The following is a 17,974-nucleotide window of genomic DNA, read 5'->3' as shown; positions in this document are numbered from 1 at the left end:
AAATAACTGCGCCAACCTGTCTAACATCCCTAAAATTTAACCATTTGGTAACCTCATTATTTACCGAAATATCCTAGTTTTATCGGCATGAAATTGAAACACTCTTTGTTACTGTCTGTGGCTTTGCTGCTTACCGGTTCTAAAAGCTTTGCACAGGCAAAATTTATCCACTCGCATAATGATTACGCCAATAGCATCCCCTTTTACCGGGCGTATACTAATGGTTTTAATTCAATCGAGGCTGATATATTCCTGGTTGACGGCACATTACTTGTTTCACATAGCGATAAGTATTTGTTTCCTGAGCGCACGCTTAAGGGTATGTATCTCGATCCGATTGCCTATGAATTGCGTCGTGACACCAGCCGCCGCCTTAATTTACTGATCGATATTAAGGCCGATTACCAAAAGGTGTTACCTGCATTGGTAAAAGAGTTAAAGCCATTGGATGCCTATCTGTTAAGTCCTGAAAATCCTCATGGCCGTTTAAAAATCCTGATCAGCGGTAACCGGCCAGTGCCTGCACACTATAAAGATTATCCAAAAAAGTTATGGTTTGATGATGATCTGGTTTATCCGCATACGCAGGCCGAGTGGGACAGGGTAGGGCAGGTAAGTCTTAATTTCGAAAATTGGTCGAAATGGAAAGGGCAGGGCGCCATACCTGAGGCCGACAGGAAACGGCTTCAAAAAACAGTTGATAGTGTACATACTTACACCGGTAAGCTCGTAAGATTCTGGGGCAGTCCGGATACGCCTGAATCGTGGGATACCCAGATTGGTTTTGGTGCAGATATCATTGGCACTGATAAAATTGAACAGCTGGCAACCTATCTGCAGAGAAAATCATTACGCAAACCAGCTAACCTGATCATCCCAAACAAGCAGGCTAAATAGCTGTTTTGGATTTTAGTTGCTGTAGTCGGTATAAAAAATCAATATTTCAGGTATTTTTGCCGATCATTTAACCCGGTCAGTAAATGCGTTTTATTGCTTTGTGCTTTTTCTTTCTGTTTGTTGCAGCCTTTGCGGGCCATGCGCAGCAAGATAGTACAGTGCAAGAGCAACCCCCTGTTGTAAAACCCATAATTCTTCAACCCCGCAATATTCTGGATTCGGTGGTGATGGCTTCGGCTAATCGCCAAAAGTTTATTGAAGACTCTATTGCTTTTCAATACATTAAGTATCCTGATTCGGCCATGATCTATCAGGCTGCTGCTGCTTATGTGCGCGATAGCTTGTACAAGGGCCGGTATTTTCTGGATATTCCCTACAAGGCAAAAAGTTCATTGCGCAGCGGTCATACCCGTCAAACCCGCGACCAATGGGTGATCGGGATGATTATCAGCCTGCTTATTTATACGGCCTTCCTTAATATCACCATGAATAAGGATATTAAGAATGTGTTCCTGTCATTTTACAGCAAGCGCGCAATGGTGCAAGCCAGTAAGGATGATGTGCAGATTAATTTTTGGGCCTTTGTAGGCTTATTTTTATTGTTTGGAATGACGTTTGGGCTATTCCTCTATCAATTGGCCGCGTATAAAAGCATTTACTACAGCATAAGCGGTTTTCGACTATTTAGCACACTCGTATTCATTATTTTGCTGCTATTTGCCGGTAAGTTTTTGGTGCTTAAGCTTTTAGGCTTTGTATTTGATATCCAGAAACTGGTAACTGAATATGTGTCGGTGCTTTATTTAACTTACTTTAATATCGCTTTTGTGTTTTTGCCGGTCACGCTTTGTTTTAGCTTACTGGCGGCTCAATACATACCTGTTTTGCTCCTTTTTGCTATAATATTAGTTATCGCTATTTTTATCTGGCTTTACCTAAGAAGCAGCGTGAGCATTATTTCTAATTTTCGATTTCATAAATTCTATTTAATTATCTATCTTTGTGCCCTCGAAATTTGCCCTATTTTAATTTTGGTAAAGGCACTGAATATATAATTTTTAGGTTTTAAATTACAGCAAATTACAGCGTTGGAAGAAAGAAAGAAAAAGGTAAAAAGTATATTAGTTACGTTACCTAAGCCCGAGAACGACAAAAATCCATATACTGAATTAGCTAAAAAGCTGAACCTTAAAATTGATTTCAGGTCGTTTATACACGTTGAAGGCGTACCGGCTAAAGATTTCCGGAAGGATAAAATTAATCTGGCCGACTTTAGCGCCGTGATCTTCACCAGCCGTAACTCAGCCGATCATTTCTTCAGGATATGTGAAGAAATGCGTTTTGAGGTGCCGGTGGAGATGAAATACTTCTGTCTTTCAGAAACTATAGCGCTGTATCTGCAAAAGTATATTCAATATCGTAAGCGCAAAATTTTCTTCGGCAAGCAAACCGCTTCTGACCTGGCTGAGGTTTTGAAAAAACACTCGGGCGAGAAATTTTTATATCCATGCTCTGACGTGGCCGCAGAAGAAACGCAAAAGTTCCTGTTAGAAAACGGTTACAATTTTACGCCTGCAGTATTATTCCGCACTGTGTGCAGCGACTTGAGCGACCTGGCGGACGTTTTTTATGATGTCATCGCTTTCTTTAGTCCATCAAGTATACAATCACTATACAAAAACTTTCCAGACTTTAAACAAAACAACACCCGTATAGCAGCTTTTGGAGCAACTACCCACAAGGCCGTGCTTGAGGCGGGTTTGATTTTGGATATTCCTGCGCCTACTCCGGCAGCTCCGTCAATGACTATGGCTATTGAGCAATATTGCAAACTGGTTAATAAATAGATTAGGCTATTTTTTAATTTGTGATGCAACATTTTGCTGAAATTTCCGTATAAGCGGTAAAGCAGATAACACACTTGTTATAACTGGTTAATTTAAAGGAATTTGGTATTAGTTTCCAACTTATTCGTTCGTTAATAAATTTGCTTGCAAGTTTAAAAAGTGTTATTTTGTATTATAAAAAAACATTTTTAAGGTTTGGTTACGCAAATTTTATATATTCGAGGGTCATTTGGTAATATTTAATGACCTGATTTTTGATTTGTAAAACATGAAGCAATTATACTTTTTAGTAGGAATTTTAGGTACATTGTCATTGAGCAGCTGTATTTTCGGCGGCGGTAAGGGATCTGACCGCGGAGAGGTGATTGGAGCTAAAGGGCAAACAGCTATTCAGGAAATTCCTTATGGAATGGTTTATATTCCGTCAGGTACATTTTTAATGGGCCAGACTGATCAGGACATTACTTTTGCGCAAATAGCACAAACTAAACAGGTTACTATACCGGCATTTTTTATGGATCAGACAGAGATTTCAAACAGCCAGTACAGGCAGTTTGTAAACTGGGTTCGTGATTCAATTGCTATAACCAGCTATCTTAATGATCCAAAATACTTTATCGGCGGCAATGGCGGTAAAAAGGGCGCTGCCGCTCAAAATCCAAATGGTCAGAAATATATTGACTGGAGCTATGTAAAACGTTACCCTATATGGGGTAGGGGCGCCAAAACAAAAGGCAATGCTGCCGGCGGTAACGCGCAGAAATTGCAAGGCATGTATTATCAGGGTCTTGATCGTATTTTCGATCGTAATGAGCTTGACGTACGTTTGTTGAAATATAATTATGCAATGCCGCTTTATCGCCGCGCTGCAGATCATAGAAGAGATCCAAACTTCAAGCGTTCAGACGCGATTTTCCGTGATACTGTTGCGGTTTATCCGGACACTTTGGTTTGGTTAGCCGATTTCTCATACGCTGCTAACGAGCCGATGGTTGAGGGGTATTTCTCTCACCCTTCATTTAAAGATTATCCTGTTGTAGGTGTTAACTGGTTACAAGCCCGTGCTTTCACTGTATGGCGCACCCGTTATAACGAGGCTTATAAAGATTCAAGACGTTTACCACACCGCTCGCCATATGATTTACCTACCGAGGAAGAGTTTGAGTATGCTGCACGTGGTGGCAGGGTAGGTACAGATTACCCTTGGGGTGGCCCGTATATCAGAAATGCCAAAGGCTGTTTGCTGGCTAACTTTAAACCGGGCCGTGGTAATTACTCCGACGACGGCGGTACTTATACGGTAAAAGTAAAATCTTACTTACCTAATGATTACGGCTTGTATTGTATGGCCGGTAACGTAGCCGAGTGGACCTCATCAGCATTCGACCCATCAGCCTCTACCTTTGTTAATGATTTGTCGCCTACCTTTAACTACGAAGCCCGTAAAGACGAAGCCGAAGTTATGAAGCGTAAAGTTGTTCGCGGCGGTTCATGGAAAGACGTTGGTTACTTCCTGCAAAACTCATCCCGTACATATGAGTACCAGGACAGCGCCAAATCATATATTGGTTTCCGTTGCGTTACCCATTTCCAGGGCCGCGACTTGAGAGACAGACGCTAATTTGAAAAACAACCAAAATATAAAGACTATTTATTGAAAATTATGGCAGGGAAAAAACAACCATACGGAATTAATAATATTGTATCCTGGGGTGCAACCGTAGTTATTATAGGTTTATTGTTTAAGATACAGCATTTACCGTTTGGTGGCTTGTTTATCTCAATAGGCCTTGGTGCAGAGGCTTTATTGTTTTTTATACTGGGCTTTCAGCGTGAAGAGGCTGAGATTGACTGGACAAGAGCCTATCCTGAGTTGGCACACGATTACAAAGGCGAATTGCCTGCTTCATCACAACGTGCAGTTAGTGGCGGCAGCAACTATTCGCAAACTGCCGCTTTAGATAAAATGATGGCCGATGCTAAAATTGGTCCGGAGTTGGTAAACAGCCTGGCCGACGGCTTAAGGACTTTTGGCGACAAGGTAAATGCTATTTCAAAAGTTACTGACGCGGGCGAAGCTACCATTGCTTTTACCAATAAAGTGAAACAAGCTACTCAAAGCTATGAAAACCTTGCAACTTCATTTGATAAGGCTTCTGGTAATTTAATGGAACTGGCCGATACCAATGTTGACTCGAAAACATACCATGAGCAAGTGAATAATCTTGCAAAAAATTTGTCAGCTTTAAATGCGGTTTATGAACTTGAACTGCAAGATTCAAGTGCTCATTTAAAGGCGATGAACAAGTTTTATGAAAATTTGTCTTTGACAATGAACAATTTTACAGAGTCAATTGAAGATTCAAAACAGTTTAAAGATGAGGTTGGCCGTTTGGCTAAAAACTTGTCGTCGCTAAACGCTATTTATGGCAATATGCTAACCGCGATGAATCAGCCTCGTCAAGCCTAACCTTTGGTAATAAACAGGATTTTGATACTAAATAAAGATATATAACAAATGGCTGGAGGTAAACAAACCCCAAGGCAGCGAATGATGGGTATTTTATACCTGGTATTACTTGGCCTTATTGCCCTTGATGTACCGGATAGCTTACTTGATGCTTTTAAAAACATCAGCGATAGCTTGTCCGCGTCAAAAACAAACGTGCAAAAAGGTATTGATAATACCTTTGAAGCGTTTGAAAAAACAAAGCTTAAAGAACAGCCTGAAAGAGCAAAGCCTATTTATGCCCGCGCTCAACAAGCCAAAAAACTATCTGATGACTTGAACAACTATGTAGAGTCGTTAAAAAAGATGTTGATTGACGCTACAGGCGGTATAGATGAAGCGACGCAGGATTATAAAGGCCGTGAAAATATTGATGTTTCTGTTGATTTAATGGTGAACCGTAAACACAACGCTTACGATTTACATAAAAAGATTGACGATACCCGTGAGGCATTACTGGCCCTTCTTACACCGCAGGAACGCGCCGGCATGAAATTGCCTTTAGAGACTACTCCGCCGCCGCACCGCGTGGGTTTTGAAAATAAAACCTGGGAACAGGCAACATTTGGCGAAGGTATGCCAATGGGTGGAGCAATGACATCGTTAACCAAAATTCAGTCGGACGCTAAAAACGCCGAGAATGAAGTGGTGAAAAAAATATTAGGCGAGGTTGACCAGGCGGTTGTTAACCTGGACCAATTCTCGGCCGTGGCAGTAGCGCCAACCAGCTATGTTTTGGTTGGACAGCCATACACTGCAGAAGTATTTTTAACCGCGTCTGATTCAAAATCAACGCCTGATATTACAGTTAGTGGATCAAGGCTTCCAACAGAGGCGGGTCGTGGTAAGTATTCTGGAAGCACCAGTACAGAAGGTGTACACACCTGGGTTGGCACCATATCGGTTAAACAAACTGATGGTTCTATTAAAACTTACACTACCCAACCACAAACTTATACCGTAGCCAGACCATCGGCAGTAGTATCGCCCGATAAAATGAACGTATTGTATATCGGTGTACCAAATCCGGTATCGGTATCGGCACCGGGTATTGCAAAAAAAGATCTGCGTGTGAGTATGAGCGGCGGCAGCATCACGCCATCTGGTAACGGGTACATAGCTACCGTAAGTACACCAGGTACTGCTACTGTAAATGTATCAGGCGAGGTTACTAAAGGAAAAGTAATGGCCCTGGGTGCAACTACTTTCCGTGTAAAACGTATACCTGACCCTAAGGCAGAGTTTGCCGGCAAATCAAGCGGTGCTACCAGTACCGCCAACCTAAAAGGGCAGGATGCTCTTTTTGCAAGATTAGAAGGTTTTGAATTCGACGCTAAATTTAGTGTAACCCGTTTCACACTGATGATATTAAAACCACGCCAGGATGTGATTATACTAAGCGGCACCGGTAACCAGTTAACTGCAGCTATGCACTCGGCTATGAATACATTGACACCGGGTTCAAGGATTGCTTTTACCAATATCATAGCGGTTGGTCCTGACGGCACGCAAAGAGGTTTAGATGATATCATACTATCTGCAAATTAAGAAGAAATGAAAAGTAAGTTTTTGATCGTTGTACTTTGTCTGGCTTGTGTAACAGCAGTAGCACAAACCAGGAAAAAGAAAGGCTCGTCTAAGAAAGCCTCGACCAGCAAGGCTATTAAGGCCCCGGTTACAGGCAGCGCTAGTAACCAGCAAACATCTATGGCTGATACAACTAAAAAGCCAACAGATGCGCCTATTGTTGCAGATGCAAAGGCTTTGAAGCCGTTGGATATACCTTTAGATGGGTATTATAAGAAAACCAATATCATGAATAACAAGGTAACTCCATATGCCTCTGTTCGTGAATCGGATATTGTTTTCCAGAAACGTGTTTGGGAAGAAATTGATTTGCGCGAGAAAGTAAACGCCTACCTGGGTTCGCCAAAAGCGAGATTGATTGATATTATAATGGATGCGGTTGCAGCCGGCGAATTAACTGCTTATGACCCGATTGTGGCTAAACCACCCGTGCCAAACTTTGACGGTTTTGATACACCGTTAACTCCCGCTCAAGCCAGGTCAAAAATGGCAGACAGCGCACTGGTAAATAAATTTAACGCTAATGGCGAGAAAATCAGTTCAAGAATGGAAGCCGGAGAATTTCAGCCGGATAGTGTTGTGAAATTCCGCATTAAAGAAGACTGGATGTTTGATAAACAACGCTCTGTTTGGGAGCCGCGCATTATTTGGATAGCGCCGATGGTGAAACCGAAGGCCGCCGGTATCTCTGCCGATTATCAGCCTGCATTTTGGGTATATTTCCCTGCTGCACGCCAGGTATTGGTTACACACGAAGCCTTTAACAGAAACAACGATGCTACCGACCTGAGTTTTGACGATGTTTTCCTGAAACGCTTGTTTCATGGGTATGTGGTTAAAGTATCTAACGACAAAGATGAGCGCATCAAAGACTACGCTGAAGGTATTGATCGCCTGTATGAATCAGAGCGGATCAAGAAACAGCTGATGGATTGGGAGCTTAACCTATGGCAATACTAACCAGATATTAAACATAAATTTAAAGCCTTTGCAATTGCAAAGGCTTTTTTGTTTTAAGCTATATCGAACATGAATATCTAAGCTAATATCCGCTCGTCGCTAATACCCACCTCGTCATTTCTCCTGATAGCGAGAAATTTTAGTTGTGCTGATTCGGTCCTTGTATAAAATTCTTTGGTCCGTCAAGATGCCAAAGTAGTTTGACAATCAATGCCAAACAGAAAGGCCGCCCCAACGGGCGGCCTTTCTGTTTGAAGTAAACCTATTATTTTGCCGGTTTATCTTCAGCCGGTTTCACTTCAATGATATCATTAGCGTTTTGCAGCTTTTTAAGCATCTCGTTACCTATCAGGGCATCGATGATCCCATTACCGCCGCCATCTTTACCGCTAACCAAAATCTCAGGAACCAGTTTGATACCATGAGCGGCCAAAGCTTCAGCCACACGAACGATAGCGTATTGCTCTGTACCCATAGCCTCGGTTTTTTGTTTGGTAACCTCGGCTTCAGATAAACCTATGGCTTTGATCTTGGCAGCTTCGGCTACACCGTTTACCTCTGTAGCATTGGCATCCGCTTTAGCGTTTACCGTTTTTGCCTCGGCATCCGCTTTTGCTATGATTGTGCGCACTTCGGCATCCGCTTTTGCATTAATGGTTTTGGCCTCGGCCTCACCTTTTGACGCAGCAACTTTTGAGGCCGCCATCTGGGTGTTGATCTCAACCTGGCGGGTTGATTTAACAACTTCGGGCTGCATATCGGCACCTGCTTTGGCACTTTCAAACTCTTTACGCTCTATCTGTGCATTACGCTGTATCTCGTAAGTGATCTTCTCCTGCTCGGCCAGTTTACGGTCGGTCAGCGTTTTCATCAGCGCAGCAGGAGGGGTGATGTCGCCAATCAGCGTATCAACACCGACCACATTGTAATCGTCCAGCACTTTGCTGATATGGCTCTTGGCATCTTCCTGTCTTTGTACTCGGTTAGCCAAAAACTCAATCACGTCACTCTTTTGCGCCGAGTTACGGAAGTAGTTAGCAATTGTAGGCTCCAATACCTGCGATACCAGGTTTTTCATATTACCAAAGCGGGCAATAACCTTTGGCGCCTCATTACGCGGTATATGGATGATCTGCGATACGTCAAGGTTAAACGTAAAACCGTCAGACGAACGCACGGTAATGGTACACAGATTCTTGTCCAGTTCATGCGCCTCAGTACGGCTGTCCGCCCAGTTTAGCACGATGTTGGTTGTGGGAACTACCTCAACCGCATGCGTATAAATGTTAACCGGGTGCTTACCAGGGTCAAGCGGTTGTTCCCACACACCTTTGTCGCCATGTTTAACAATGTTACCATGTTTAAAGGTGTCCCCGGTGGTATCCTTACCCTCCGGACCGACGAACGAGTTCACCACACCCACATAACCAATAGGGATGTAAACCATGCTTACCTGTTCCACAATAACAAACCACGGGTTCAGATAATAAGTACCCGCCAGGATCACGTCCTCCTGTAAACCTTTGCGGCCGCCGGCGTTTATGAACGCCATTGGGTCCTGGTAGTTTTTGTGGCCCGCTACAGACATACCTGCAATCTCACCTTTTTCCAAAGGCTCGCCGTCCAGCGTGGTTACTATACCCACTTTGTTTTCCTGTATCTGGGTGATAGGCACCATCTCAACCTCAAACATAAAGGTATTGATGCGGTAGCTACCCGGCGTAAGGAAAGCAGCCTGCGGGCCTTTTTGCCCATTATGCTCTAAGAAGCCGACGGTGTCCTGGAACTTGTCGCAATCTACCGGTTTACCAAGCACGCGGCCTGTGTCCATAGGCGCGCCATCGCGGGCTTTTACTAAACCCAGCTTACCTTGTGGAACGATGGTAAAGGGCTCCATAGTGATGGAGTACTGCCAGGGCCACATGCTCCAGTACAAACCTGGCGCCAGCGCTTTGGCCTGCATACCGGCCTCGCCGTGTATGGCAATGATACGGCCGTCGGGCAGCCGCTTATCGCGCGCCAGTACGTACTTTTTAACAACCAGACCAATACGGTCATCGGGTACGATAACCATACCGAAAAATACCCGCAGTACAAATTTGTACGCCACAAGAATAACCAGGACGGGAACTACCCACCATAGTGAAAAGATTAAATCAGCCATTATATTTTTTCGATTTTTTAACGGAACCCTTAAGGTGCGGGCCCTCACAAAACTTACAGCTTTAAATTGGTTTACCTTAGCTGTATAGTATCATTAAGATTATAGAATTGTTAGTTTGTTACAAAAATTACAAAGGATTTTAGAATTTCTTGAGGATGTGATAATTGCGCGGTGGCATTTAAATGCGTAAACGCCAATTAGCGACGAGGCAAGATTTGTTGTTTTGGACATGTGATAAGCGATAATGAGCTGAAGATAAAACTAATTTGCCTGCGGTTAAAATTAATTTTATGTGAACGGATGCGAGGCTTGTAATTGGCAAACGGCGAAAGACAATTGTATAAGATGCTTCACTTTGTTCAGGCCGCCAATACGCGGGCGTATCAACAGCTAAAACTATCGATGAAAGGTAAAAGCCACTTCATCAACTTTTCATCCTAAATTGTTATCTTCGCTGCCCGAAACAGAACTGATTAAAAGTTTATGAAATTATTAGAAGGAAAAACCGCGTTAATTACCGGAGCGTCAAAAGGAATCGGACGCAAAATTGCTGAAAAATTCGCCGAGCATGGCGCTAATGTGGCTTTTACTTATTTATCGTCTGTTGAGAAAGGTTTGGCCCTTGAGCAGGAGCTTCAAAGCTTTGGTACCAAAGTAAAAGGCTATCGCAGCGACGCTTCGAAATTTGACGAGGCTGATAAACTGATTAATGATATTATTGCCGATTTTGGTACCCTGAACATCGTGGTTAATAATGCCGGTATCACCAAAGACGGCCTGTTAATGCGTATGACCGAAGACCAGTGGGACGAAGTTATTGAAGTAAATTTGAAATCGATATTTAACGTTACCAAAGCGGCTTCAAAAATTATGATGAAAAACCGCGACGGGGTGTTTATCAACATGAGCTCGGTAGTTGGGGTTGATGGTAATGCCGGTCAGGCTAACTATGCGGCTTCAAAAGCAGGCATCATTGGTTTCTCCAAATCAATGGCTAAAGAGCTGGGTTCGCGTAATATCCGTACCAACGTTATTGCACCGGGCTTTATCCGCACGGAAATGACCGAGGTTTTAGACCCTAAAGTAGTTGAAGGTTGGGCCGCATCAATACCATTAAAGCGCGCCGGCGAAACTGAAGACGTAGCTAATGCCTGCGTTTTCTTAGCATCTGACATGGCAACCTATATCACCGGCCAGGTTATCCCGGTTGATGGTGGAATGTTATAAAATTTCAGATTTTAGAATTACGATTTTAGATTTGGTAGGCTGATTAAAAAGCCTTTATAAATCATCATAAAAACAGCATATTTAATATACAGATATGCTGTTTTTTTATGCCGAACTTTTGGTTTGGGGTGTATTATTGATGCTTGGCTACCATGGCAAACCGACGTGTATTAATCCCCCTAGCATTTATTACACCCAACATTCACAATAATTTCGCATTTTGCGGGTATAACGTAAAACGTATTACGTACAACGTCTAACCAAAACATGCTGTTATTTTCTGTTACATGGGGATCTGTATCTGGGTGGTGGGTTATCCCTTGCCTGTTGCTGGGCTTGGTGTATGCCTGGTTAATGTACCGGCAGCCGCAAAATCTGGGTGATAAGTTCAGATACCTGCTGTCAGCTTTCAGAGCGTCAGCAGTTTTTCTGATCGCACTGCTGCTCGTGTCTCCATTGATCAAGTCTACTAACTATCAACCCCAAAAGCCGCTGGTTTTGATAGCGCAGGATAATTCGCAATCTGTAAATACTTTCCATCCTCAAGATTTTGATGCCGCTAAGTTTGTAGATGAATTGGGCCAGTTGAAAAAGCAATTGGGCGATGGCTATGAGGTACGGGAGTTTAACTTCGGGCATGATTTGAACGATGGGTTATCCAAATCGTTCAATGCCAAACAAACTAATATCGCGGCAGCATTAAAACAACTGAATGACCGTTTTGTAAACCAAAATATGGGTGCCTTGATATTGGCAACTGATGGTTCTTATAACCAGGGTGCCGATCCGCAATATGAGGCCCACAATTTTAAAACCAGCATTTATACCATAGCGCTGGGCGATACTATTGCTAAGCGCGACTTACTAATAGGTAACGTTAACTATAACAAGACTGCTTTTTTAGGCAACGATTTTGAGATAGAAGTTCTCACACAGGCGTATCAGAGCAAAGGTGAGGCAATGCACCTATCAGTAACTGAAGATGGGCGACAGGTAAATGCACAAATCATCCCGGTAGATAATGATGCCTTTAAAAAGAACCTGACGCTGAAACTGAACGCCGACAAAAAAGGAGTCCACAAATTCAATATAAGCATCACCCCTATAAAAAATGAGTTGTCGACACAAAATAATAGCGAGACCATTTATGTTGAGGTACTGGATTCCAAACAAAAAGTTTTGTTGTTGTATGATGCGGCTCACCCCGATATCAGTGTGATTAAGCAGGCTATTGAAGCAAATAAAAACTATGAGCTTAAAACAAGTTTTACTTCAGACCTCGGCTCACTTAAGTTGAGCGATTATAGTTTGATTATGCTGCATCAGCCTACCACCGGCATGTTTTCTGCGCTTAAAGATATTATTGGCAAAGGCAAAGTACCGCTATGGTATTTTATGGGCGAGCAGGCAGATGTGGCCGGCTTTAACCACTGGCAAAAACTCACCAACATTAGTACCAGCAGGTTGGAAATGCAGGAGGTATTTGCACAACCGGCGCCCGGGTTTACGTCGTTTGTATTGTCCGATTCTACTTTGCAGAAGATTGCTAAAATGCCACCTTTAAAAGCTCTGTTTGGCACTTACACTTCATCGATAGCCAACGGCGTGTTGTTTAAGCAGCGTATCGGTGCTGTACCTACCAGCTACCCGCTATTGATGTTTGGCGACGATGGCGGCCATCGCATAGGCATACTTACCGCCGAGGGGTTATGGCGCTGGCAGCTTGCCGAGTATCAGCAGTATGGCAATCACCATGCTTTGGAAGAGTTATTTAGTCAAAGTGTTCAGTATTTAACGGCTAATGCTAATCGTCAGCGCTTCAGGGCATATCCTTCAAAAAATATTTTTGACGAAGGCGAAAATGTGCTTTTTAATGCCGAGTTATATAACGACGCCCTGGAGCTGCTTAACACGCCGGATGTAAAGATTGAGCTGAAAAGCGCCGCAGGTAAAAATTATAGTTTTCTGGCTACCAGAACCGGGCAAAGCTACCAACTGGATGCAGGTACTTTGCCGGTAGGCGAATACACGTACACCGCTTCGGCAAAATTGGGCAGCCGCTTATTTAATGCCGCCGGTCAGTTAACCGTAAAACCGCTTAATCTCGAAATCAGACAAAGCGCTGCAAATCATCAGTTGCTTAGAGGCATCGCCGCGCAAAGCGGCGGCAGGTTATTATATCCCTCGCAACTGAGTGAATTGGCCGGCCTGATCCGTAAGAATGAAAATATCAAAACGCTGGTGTACGAAGATCGTCACTACAGCGACATGATTGATGTGAAGTGGATATTTGTGCTGATTGTTGCATTGTTGGGTGCAGAGTGGTTTTTGCGCAAGCGCGAAGGCGAAATATAGAAAGGAGCGCGTGTTTCGGCTTATTTATACTTCCAATTTCTTGATTTTCCCTCAGCCATCCACTCTAAGGCTTGTTCAATACGTTTTTGGCGCGTAGCTTCGGTTTTGGCATCGATGATCCACTCCAGGTACTCGCGCTTGTTTGACGGACTGAAGTTTTGAAAAGTAGCCAATGCTTTTTGATCGGTTTGTAGCGCATCGGCAAAATAGGCGGGCATTTCAATAGGTGCCTTTGGAGCTTTTGGCGGTGCAGGTTTTTTAACCACATTGACTTCAGGACCGGCATCTTTGATGGCAATAGCCTGTAAAATAAAGTCTTTCAGTATAGCATCGTCCGGCAGGTCGGATAGTTTGGTGATACGGCCAAAGTTACCGGCGCCATCGCGTTCCTGCGAATGTTTTAAAATATTGTGCGGGTCGTTGAGCGATCTGCTGCCCCAAAAGCCAAATGCGCAGTGCTCCTTAAAGCCGGCCATGTTGGCCAATACGCCTTTGTATTCAAAGAAGGGGTGCCCCCATTTAATGGTCTCCGTGATTTGCGGCGAAACGGAATGCACTAGTTCGCGCAGATGCTTTAAAATGGCTTGAGCAAATGGCGCTTTTTTGCTGATGTATTCGTCAATGCGAGGGTCGTATTGTTGCATACCACCAATATAATATTTTAGCATCTATTTCTGCAATACTACCCGGACAATCGCTCACAAACCTCCAAAATGGTTTGGCTTATCGGCTTAAATTCAATGCCAGTAGCTGCTTTAATTTTGCTGTTATCAAAATTACGCGTCTGGGTTGATGCCTGCGCGGCAATCTTATCAATAGCCGGGGCCTTGCCAGTTATCAACGAAGCTAAGCGGGCCGCGCGCCAGGCCAGGCCCATCATCCATGGTTTGGCCAGTATTGACGGCGGCTTAATGCCGAAACCTTGGGCAATCTCGGTAGTGAGCTGGTGGTAGTTCCTGTTTTCGGCGCTAATGATGTAGCGTTGCTCGCTGATATCGCTTTCCATAAGCGCTATCATACATTTGGCAACATCCTTTACATCAACAAAACCTGCAGTACCTTCGGTATAAAATTTCAGCCCTTTACGCACAGTTTCAAAAAGCTGACCGCTACCCAAAACACCGGCGTTGGCGCCGATAATAAGCGAAGGATTGACGATCACGGCATTCAGTCCTTCAGCAATACCGCGCCACACTTCCATTTCGCTTTCCAGTTTTGATATGGCGTAGCCGTCATCTTCGGTAGCAATATCGAGATGATGATTTTCGGTGATCAGCTCGCTGGGTTTGGCAACGCCGATAGCTGCGATGGAGCTTACGTGAACCAATTTAACATCTCTGCCCAAACAAAGATTAACCAGGTTGGCGGTGCCTTTAACATTAGTGTTAATCATCGGCTCTTTGTCTTTTTGTTTTAACGATACCCAGGCGGCGCAATGGTAAACCTGGTTCACACCGTCGAGCGAATCCTCTAAGGCAAAGATATCCAGCAAGTCGGCGTCAACCCATTCTATTTGGGTATAAGGTATCAGCAGGGCCGGTATTACAGACGATGTGCGTTTGGTGCAACGCACAGCCTCGCCTTTGTCAGCTAATTGTTTAGCTACCTCAGAGCCCAAAAAACCTGTAGCGCCTGTTACGAGAACCATTTTTGATATGCTGATTTGCAGCTGTGCAAATGTGCGGATAATGTTTTGATGTGCAAATATGCAAGTGATGTTTTGATGTGCAAATCAAATTGGCGTTTTGTCATCCTGAGCAAAGCGAAGGATCTTATGTGCTTTGCCGGTCGCTTTTATAAGATCCTTCGCTTTGCTCAGGATGACAAACGGGCTTAATCTGCGATTTTGCATATCTGCACATCTGCATATCCGCACATTTATTACATTTGCATATATGTCTTTGTCAGATTTTTTTGCACCTGTTGATTTAAATAGCATTGCCCCCAAAAACGGGTATTATACCAGTCATCTAGGTAGCAAGATTAATTGTTATACACAAGAGTTTCCAGACCTTGATCTGCCTACGGATATTGCCATCATCGGCGTACAGGAGGATCGGAACGCTATTAACAACCCCGGTTGTGCTTTAGCGCCTGATTATGTACGCGAAAAGCTATATCAACTTCACGAAGGATCATACACTACCAAAATAGCCGACCTGGGTAACATACGCCAGGGCGAAAGCATTACTGATACTTATTATGCTTTAAAAACGGTAGTGGGCGAGCTGATTAAAAAAGATATTATCCCGTTAATTATCGGGGGCGGACAGGATCTTACTTACGCGCAATACCTGGGTTATGAAGCGCTGGAGCAAAAAGTGGACCTGGTGGTTGTCGATTCTCATTTTGATTTGGAAGAGGATGAGAATCCCGATACCATCGCCACAACATCAAACTCATACCTAAGCAAAATATTTTTGCACGAACCTAACTATCTGTTCAATTTCAGCAATTTGGGCTACCAAACCTTTTTTACCAGTCAGGATAGTTTGAGGGTGATGGAGAAGTTGTATTTTGATGTGCACCGGCTGGGGACATTGAGCCAGAATATTGGCGTGGTTGAACCGGTTGTCCGTAACGCAAATATGATCAGTTTTGATATCAGCGCCATAAAATCCGCTGATGCAATGGCTAATGCCAACGCCACGCCAAACGGTTTTTACGGCGAAGAGGCTTGCCAGATTTGCCGCTATGCCGGATTTAATGATAAGCTAAGCTCCATAGGTTTCTATGAATTTAATCCGGCTTACGACAATAACGGACAAACCGCCATGCTATTGGCGCAAATGATATGGTATTTTATTGACGGGGTTTATAACCGTAAAAAAGACTTCCCGCTAAGCCCTAAATCGCAATACCTGATCTATAAAACAAGTTTAGTGCATGACGATCATGAGCTGGTGTTTGTGAAAAGCAAAAAATCAGACCGCTGGTGGATGCAGGTGCCTTATCCAAGCGCCGGGTCTAAAAATGAGCGCTTTCATTTAGTACCTTGCCGGTATGAGGATTACCAGCTGGCCATATCGGGCGAAATGCCCGACCTTTGGTGGCGCACCTATCAAAAATTAACTTAAATTATAATTGCTTCGGGTATTATTCGTTATTAATCCTGGATATTTCAAAAATCAAATGAAGAAATTAATGTTAAATATAATAGCCCTGTTGCCGGTAATGGTTTTTGCGCAAGCGCCGGCGGGCAACAGTTTTACAGTTACCGGGAAGATCAGTAACCTGACTACGCCCGCGCGCATGTATATACTTTATCGCGCCGGGGCCAATAAAATTATCGACTCAACTTTACTTGCCGACGGTAGCTTCACTATTACAGGCAGTATCCCCAGCCCGTCGAACGCGTTACTTGTTTTGGATCATAAAGGCATTGGGATAACCAAGCTTGGCAATGGCGCCGATGCTCTTGAATTTATGCTTGATAAAGGCACCACCAATGTAAATACTACAAAGGATTCGGTTAAACATGCCGAAATAACCGGATCAGTAATAAACGATGAGGACAAATACCTGACCCAGCAACTAAACTATTTCAATAACGAAGCAAAGAAATTAAACGACGAAGCTAAAGCAACACCCGAAGCCACCCAAAAAACGCCGGAGTTCCAATCAAAAATGCAGGCCCGTTTTAAAGCTTTACAAAGTAAGCAGCACGATATGTTGAAGGACTTTGTAGCCACACACCCGCACAGCTACGAAAGTTTAATGGTGTTGAATCTGATGAATGGTCAGGGTGCCAACCCCTTTGAAACAGGCGATCTGTACAGCAAAATTGATCAGGACCTGCGCGATACCGAGGTGGGTAAGATGATCAGGCAAAATATTGACGACGCCAAGGTGACCGCCGTTGGGGCTGTAGCGCCTGATTTTACACAACCGGATGTAAACGGCGCCCCGGTTAAGCTGTCGTCTTTCAAAGGTAAGTATGTGCTGATTGACTTCTGGGCATCATGGTGCGGCCCGTGCCGTGCCGAGAACCCTAACGTAGTTAAGGCTTACAATAAATATAAAGCAAAGAATTTTACCATACTTGGCGTGTCATTGGATCGCCAGGGCGAAAAAGACAAGTGGCTGGAAGCTATAAAACACGACGGCTTAACCTGGACGCAGGTATCAGACCTAAAGGCTTGGTACAATGAGGTTGCTGCGCTATATAAAGTTCAATCTATCCCGGCAAATTTCCTGATAGACCCTAACGGCAAGATCATAGCCCGCGACCTGCGCGGCGCCGACCTGGAACAGAAATTGGCAGAGTTGTTTGAGAAAATATAACACCCCACCCGGCCTCCCCCAAGGGGAGGAGCTATAAATAAATTAAACAGAAAAGGCTTTATACCAGTATAAAGCCTTTTCTGTTTAATTTAAATTGTCATTCTGAGCATAGCGAAGAATCTTATAAAAGCGAAGAGCGGGCTC

Annotated in this window: 14 protein-coding genes; 11 read left to right on the top strand and 3 right to left on the bottom strand. The window is 43.8% G+C overall.

The features are described 5' to 3' along the window. Nucleotides 1-87 precede the first annotated feature (87 nt). The 7 genes from ACFS5N_RS18340 to porN all read left to right on the top strand — a co-directional run bounded on the left by ACFS5N_RS18340 (nt 88) and on the right by porN (nt 7,800). On the top strand, nt 88-897 hold the full coding sequence (locus ACFS5N_RS18340) for a hypothetical protein (protein WP_377189150.1): 810 nt from the start codon (nt 88-90) through the stop codon (nt 895-897). 83 nt (nt 898-980) lie between these two features. Beyond that, the gene (locus tag ACFS5N_RS18335) at nt 981-1,952 is read left to right on the top strand and encodes a DUF4271 domain-containing protein (protein WP_377189147.1); all 972 of its coding nucleotides are present in this window, start codon (nt 981-983) and stop codon (nt 1,950-1,952) included. A gap of 33 nt (nt 1,953-1,985) precedes the next feature. After that, nucleotides 1,986-2,744 carry a uroporphyrinogen-III synthase gene (locus ACFS5N_RS18330; protein ID WP_377189144.1) on the top strand — a complete coding sequence of 253 codons (759 nt, stop codon included), beginning with the start codon at nt 1,986-1,988 and terminating at the stop codon, nt 2,742-2,744. A 268-nt stretch (nt 2,745-3,012) separates the two neighbouring features. Beyond that, entirely contained in the window at nt 3,013-4,365 is a 1,353-nt protein-coding gene (gene porK, locus ACFS5N_RS18325; protein WP_377189141.1) for a T9SS ring complex lipoprotein PorK/GldK, read from the top strand. Nucleotides 4,366-4,407: 42 nt separating this feature from the next. Continuing rightward, a complete protein-coding gene (porL, locus tag ACFS5N_RS18320) occupies nt 4,408-5,214 on the top strand; it encodes a type IX secretion system motor protein PorL/GldL (protein WP_377189138.1) in 807 nt (268 codons plus the stop codon). A 48-nt stretch (nt 5,215-5,262) separates the two neighbouring features. Then, a complete protein-coding gene (gene porM / locus ACFS5N_RS18315) occupies nt 5,263-6,801 on the top strand; it encodes a type IX secretion system motor protein PorM/GldM (RefSeq protein ID WP_377189135.1) in 1,539 nt (512 codons plus the stop codon). 6 nt (nt 6,802-6,807) lie between these two features. Further along, nucleotides 6,808-7,800: a type IX secretion system ring subunit PorN/GldN gene (gene porN / locus ACFS5N_RS18310; protein ID WP_377189132.1), complete on the top strand. Its 993-nt coding sequence runs from the start codon at nt 6,808-6,810 to the stop codon at nt 7,798-7,800. Between the two features lie 265 nt (nt 7,801-8,065). On the opposite strand, the gene ACFS5N_RS18305 is transcribed toward porN, so the two are convergent. Further along, nucleotides 8,066-9,964 carry an SPFH domain-containing protein gene (locus tag ACFS5N_RS18305; protein ID WP_377189129.1) on the bottom strand — a complete coding sequence of 633 codons (1,899 nt, stop codon included), beginning with the start codon at nt 9,962-9,964 and terminating at the stop codon, nt 8,066-8,068. Nucleotides 9,965-10,447: 483 nt separating this feature from the next. Here ACFS5N_RS18305 and fabG point away from each other — a divergent pair, with 483 nt between their 5' ends. Together fabG and ACFS5N_RS18295 are read left to right on the top strand one after the other, a co-directional pair. Beyond that, entirely contained in the window at nt 10,448-11,191 is a 744-nt protein-coding gene (gene fabG / locus ACFS5N_RS18300) for a 3-oxoacyl-[acyl-carrier-protein] reductase (RefSeq protein WP_377189127.1), read from the top strand. A gap of 267 nt (nt 11,192-11,458) precedes the next feature. Next, entirely contained in the window at nt 11,459-13,546 is a 2,088-nt protein-coding gene (locus ACFS5N_RS18295) for a hypothetical protein (protein ID WP_377189124.1), read from the top strand. A gap of 20 nt (nt 13,547-13,566) precedes the next feature. Here the strand turns inward: ACFS5N_RS18295 and ACFS5N_RS18290 are convergent, their stop codons facing one another. After that, nucleotides 13,567-14,214: a YdeI/OmpD-associated family protein gene (locus ACFS5N_RS18290; protein ID WP_377189121.1), complete on the bottom strand. Its 648-nt coding sequence runs from the start codon at nt 14,212-14,214 to the stop codon at nt 13,567-13,569. Between the two features lie 14 nt (nt 14,215-14,228). Beyond that, nucleotides 14,229-15,194: an NAD-dependent epimerase/dehydratase family protein gene (locus ACFS5N_RS18285; protein ID WP_377189117.1), complete on the bottom strand. Its 966-nt coding sequence runs from the start codon at nt 15,192-15,194 to the stop codon at nt 14,229-14,231. A 247-nt stretch (nt 15,195-15,441) separates the two neighbouring features. On the opposite strand from ACFS5N_RS18285, the gene ACFS5N_RS18280 reads away from it, so the two are divergent. Both ACFS5N_RS18280 and ACFS5N_RS18275 read left to right on the top strand, forming a co-directional pair. Then, a complete protein-coding gene (locus tag ACFS5N_RS18280) occupies nt 15,442-16,623 on the top strand; it encodes a formimidoylglutamase (RefSeq protein WP_377189114.1) in 1,182 nt (393 codons plus the stop codon). A gap of 55 nt (nt 16,624-16,678) precedes the next feature. After that, nucleotides 16,679-17,830 (top strand): redoxin domain-containing protein, encoded by a 1,152-nt coding sequence (locus ACFS5N_RS18275; protein ID WP_377189111.1) that lies wholly within the window; start codon nt 16,679-16,681, stop codon nt 17,828-17,830. The last annotated feature ends 144 nt before the right edge of the window (nt 17,831-17,974 follow it).

Source organism: Mucilaginibacter ximonensis (genome assembly GCF_042686265.1).
GTDB lineage: Bacteria > Bacteroidota > Bacteroidia > Sphingobacteriales > Sphingobacteriaceae > Mucilaginibacter > Mucilaginibacter ximonensis.
Note: the sequence above shows the minus strand (reverse complement) of the source record. Positions and strands in the feature narration are given on the sequence as shown.

Bases quoted from the DNA above. Each gene is read 5' to 3' on its own strand.
- ACFS5N_RS18275 (WP_377189111.1), top strand. From the start codon at position 16,679: ATGAAGAAATTAATGTTAAATATAATAGCCCTGTTGCCGGTAATGGTT.
- ACFS5N_RS18340 (WP_377189150.1), top strand. From the start codon at position 88: ATGAAATTGAAACACTCTTTGTTACTGTCTGTGGCTTTGCTGCTTACC.
- porL (WP_377189138.1), top strand. From the start codon at position 4,408: ATGGCAGGGAAAAAACAACCATACGGAATTAATAATATTGTATCCTGG.
- ACFS5N_RS18290 (WP_377189121.1), bottom strand. From the start codon at position 14,214: ATGCTAAAATATTATATTGGTGGTATGCAACAATACGACCCTCGCATT.
- ACFS5N_RS18305 (WP_377189129.1), bottom strand. From the start codon at position 9,964: ATGGCTGATTTAATCTTTTCACTATGGTGGGTAGTTCCCGTCCTGGTT.
- porM (WP_377189135.1), top strand. From the start codon at position 5,263: ATGGCTGGAGGTAAACAAACCCCAAGGCAGCGAATGATGGGTATTTTA.
- ACFS5N_RS18295 (WP_377189124.1), top strand. From the start codon at position 11,459: ATGCTGTTATTTTCTGTTACATGGGGATCTGTATCTGGGTGGTGGGTT.
- fabG (WP_377189127.1), top strand. From the start codon at position 10,448: ATGAAATTATTAGAAGGAAAAACCGCGTTAATTACCGGAGCGTCAAAA.
- ACFS5N_RS18335 (WP_377189147.1), top strand. From the start codon at position 981: ATGCGTTTTATTGCTTTGTGCTTTTTCTTTCTGTTTGTTGCAGCCTTT.
- porK (WP_377189141.1), top strand. From the start codon at position 3,013: ATGAAGCAATTATACTTTTTAGTAGGAATTTTAGGTACATTGTCATTG.
- porN (WP_377189132.1), top strand. From the start codon at position 6,808: ATGAAAAGTAAGTTTTTGATCGTTGTACTTTGTCTGGCTTGTGTAACA.
- ACFS5N_RS18280 (WP_377189114.1), top strand. From the start codon at position 15,442: ATGTCTTTGTCAGATTTTTTTGCACCTGTTGATTTAAATAGCATTGCC.
- ACFS5N_RS18285 (WP_377189117.1), bottom strand. From the start codon at position 15,194: ATGGTTCTCGTAACAGGCGCTACAGGTTTTTTGGGCTCTGAGGTAGCT.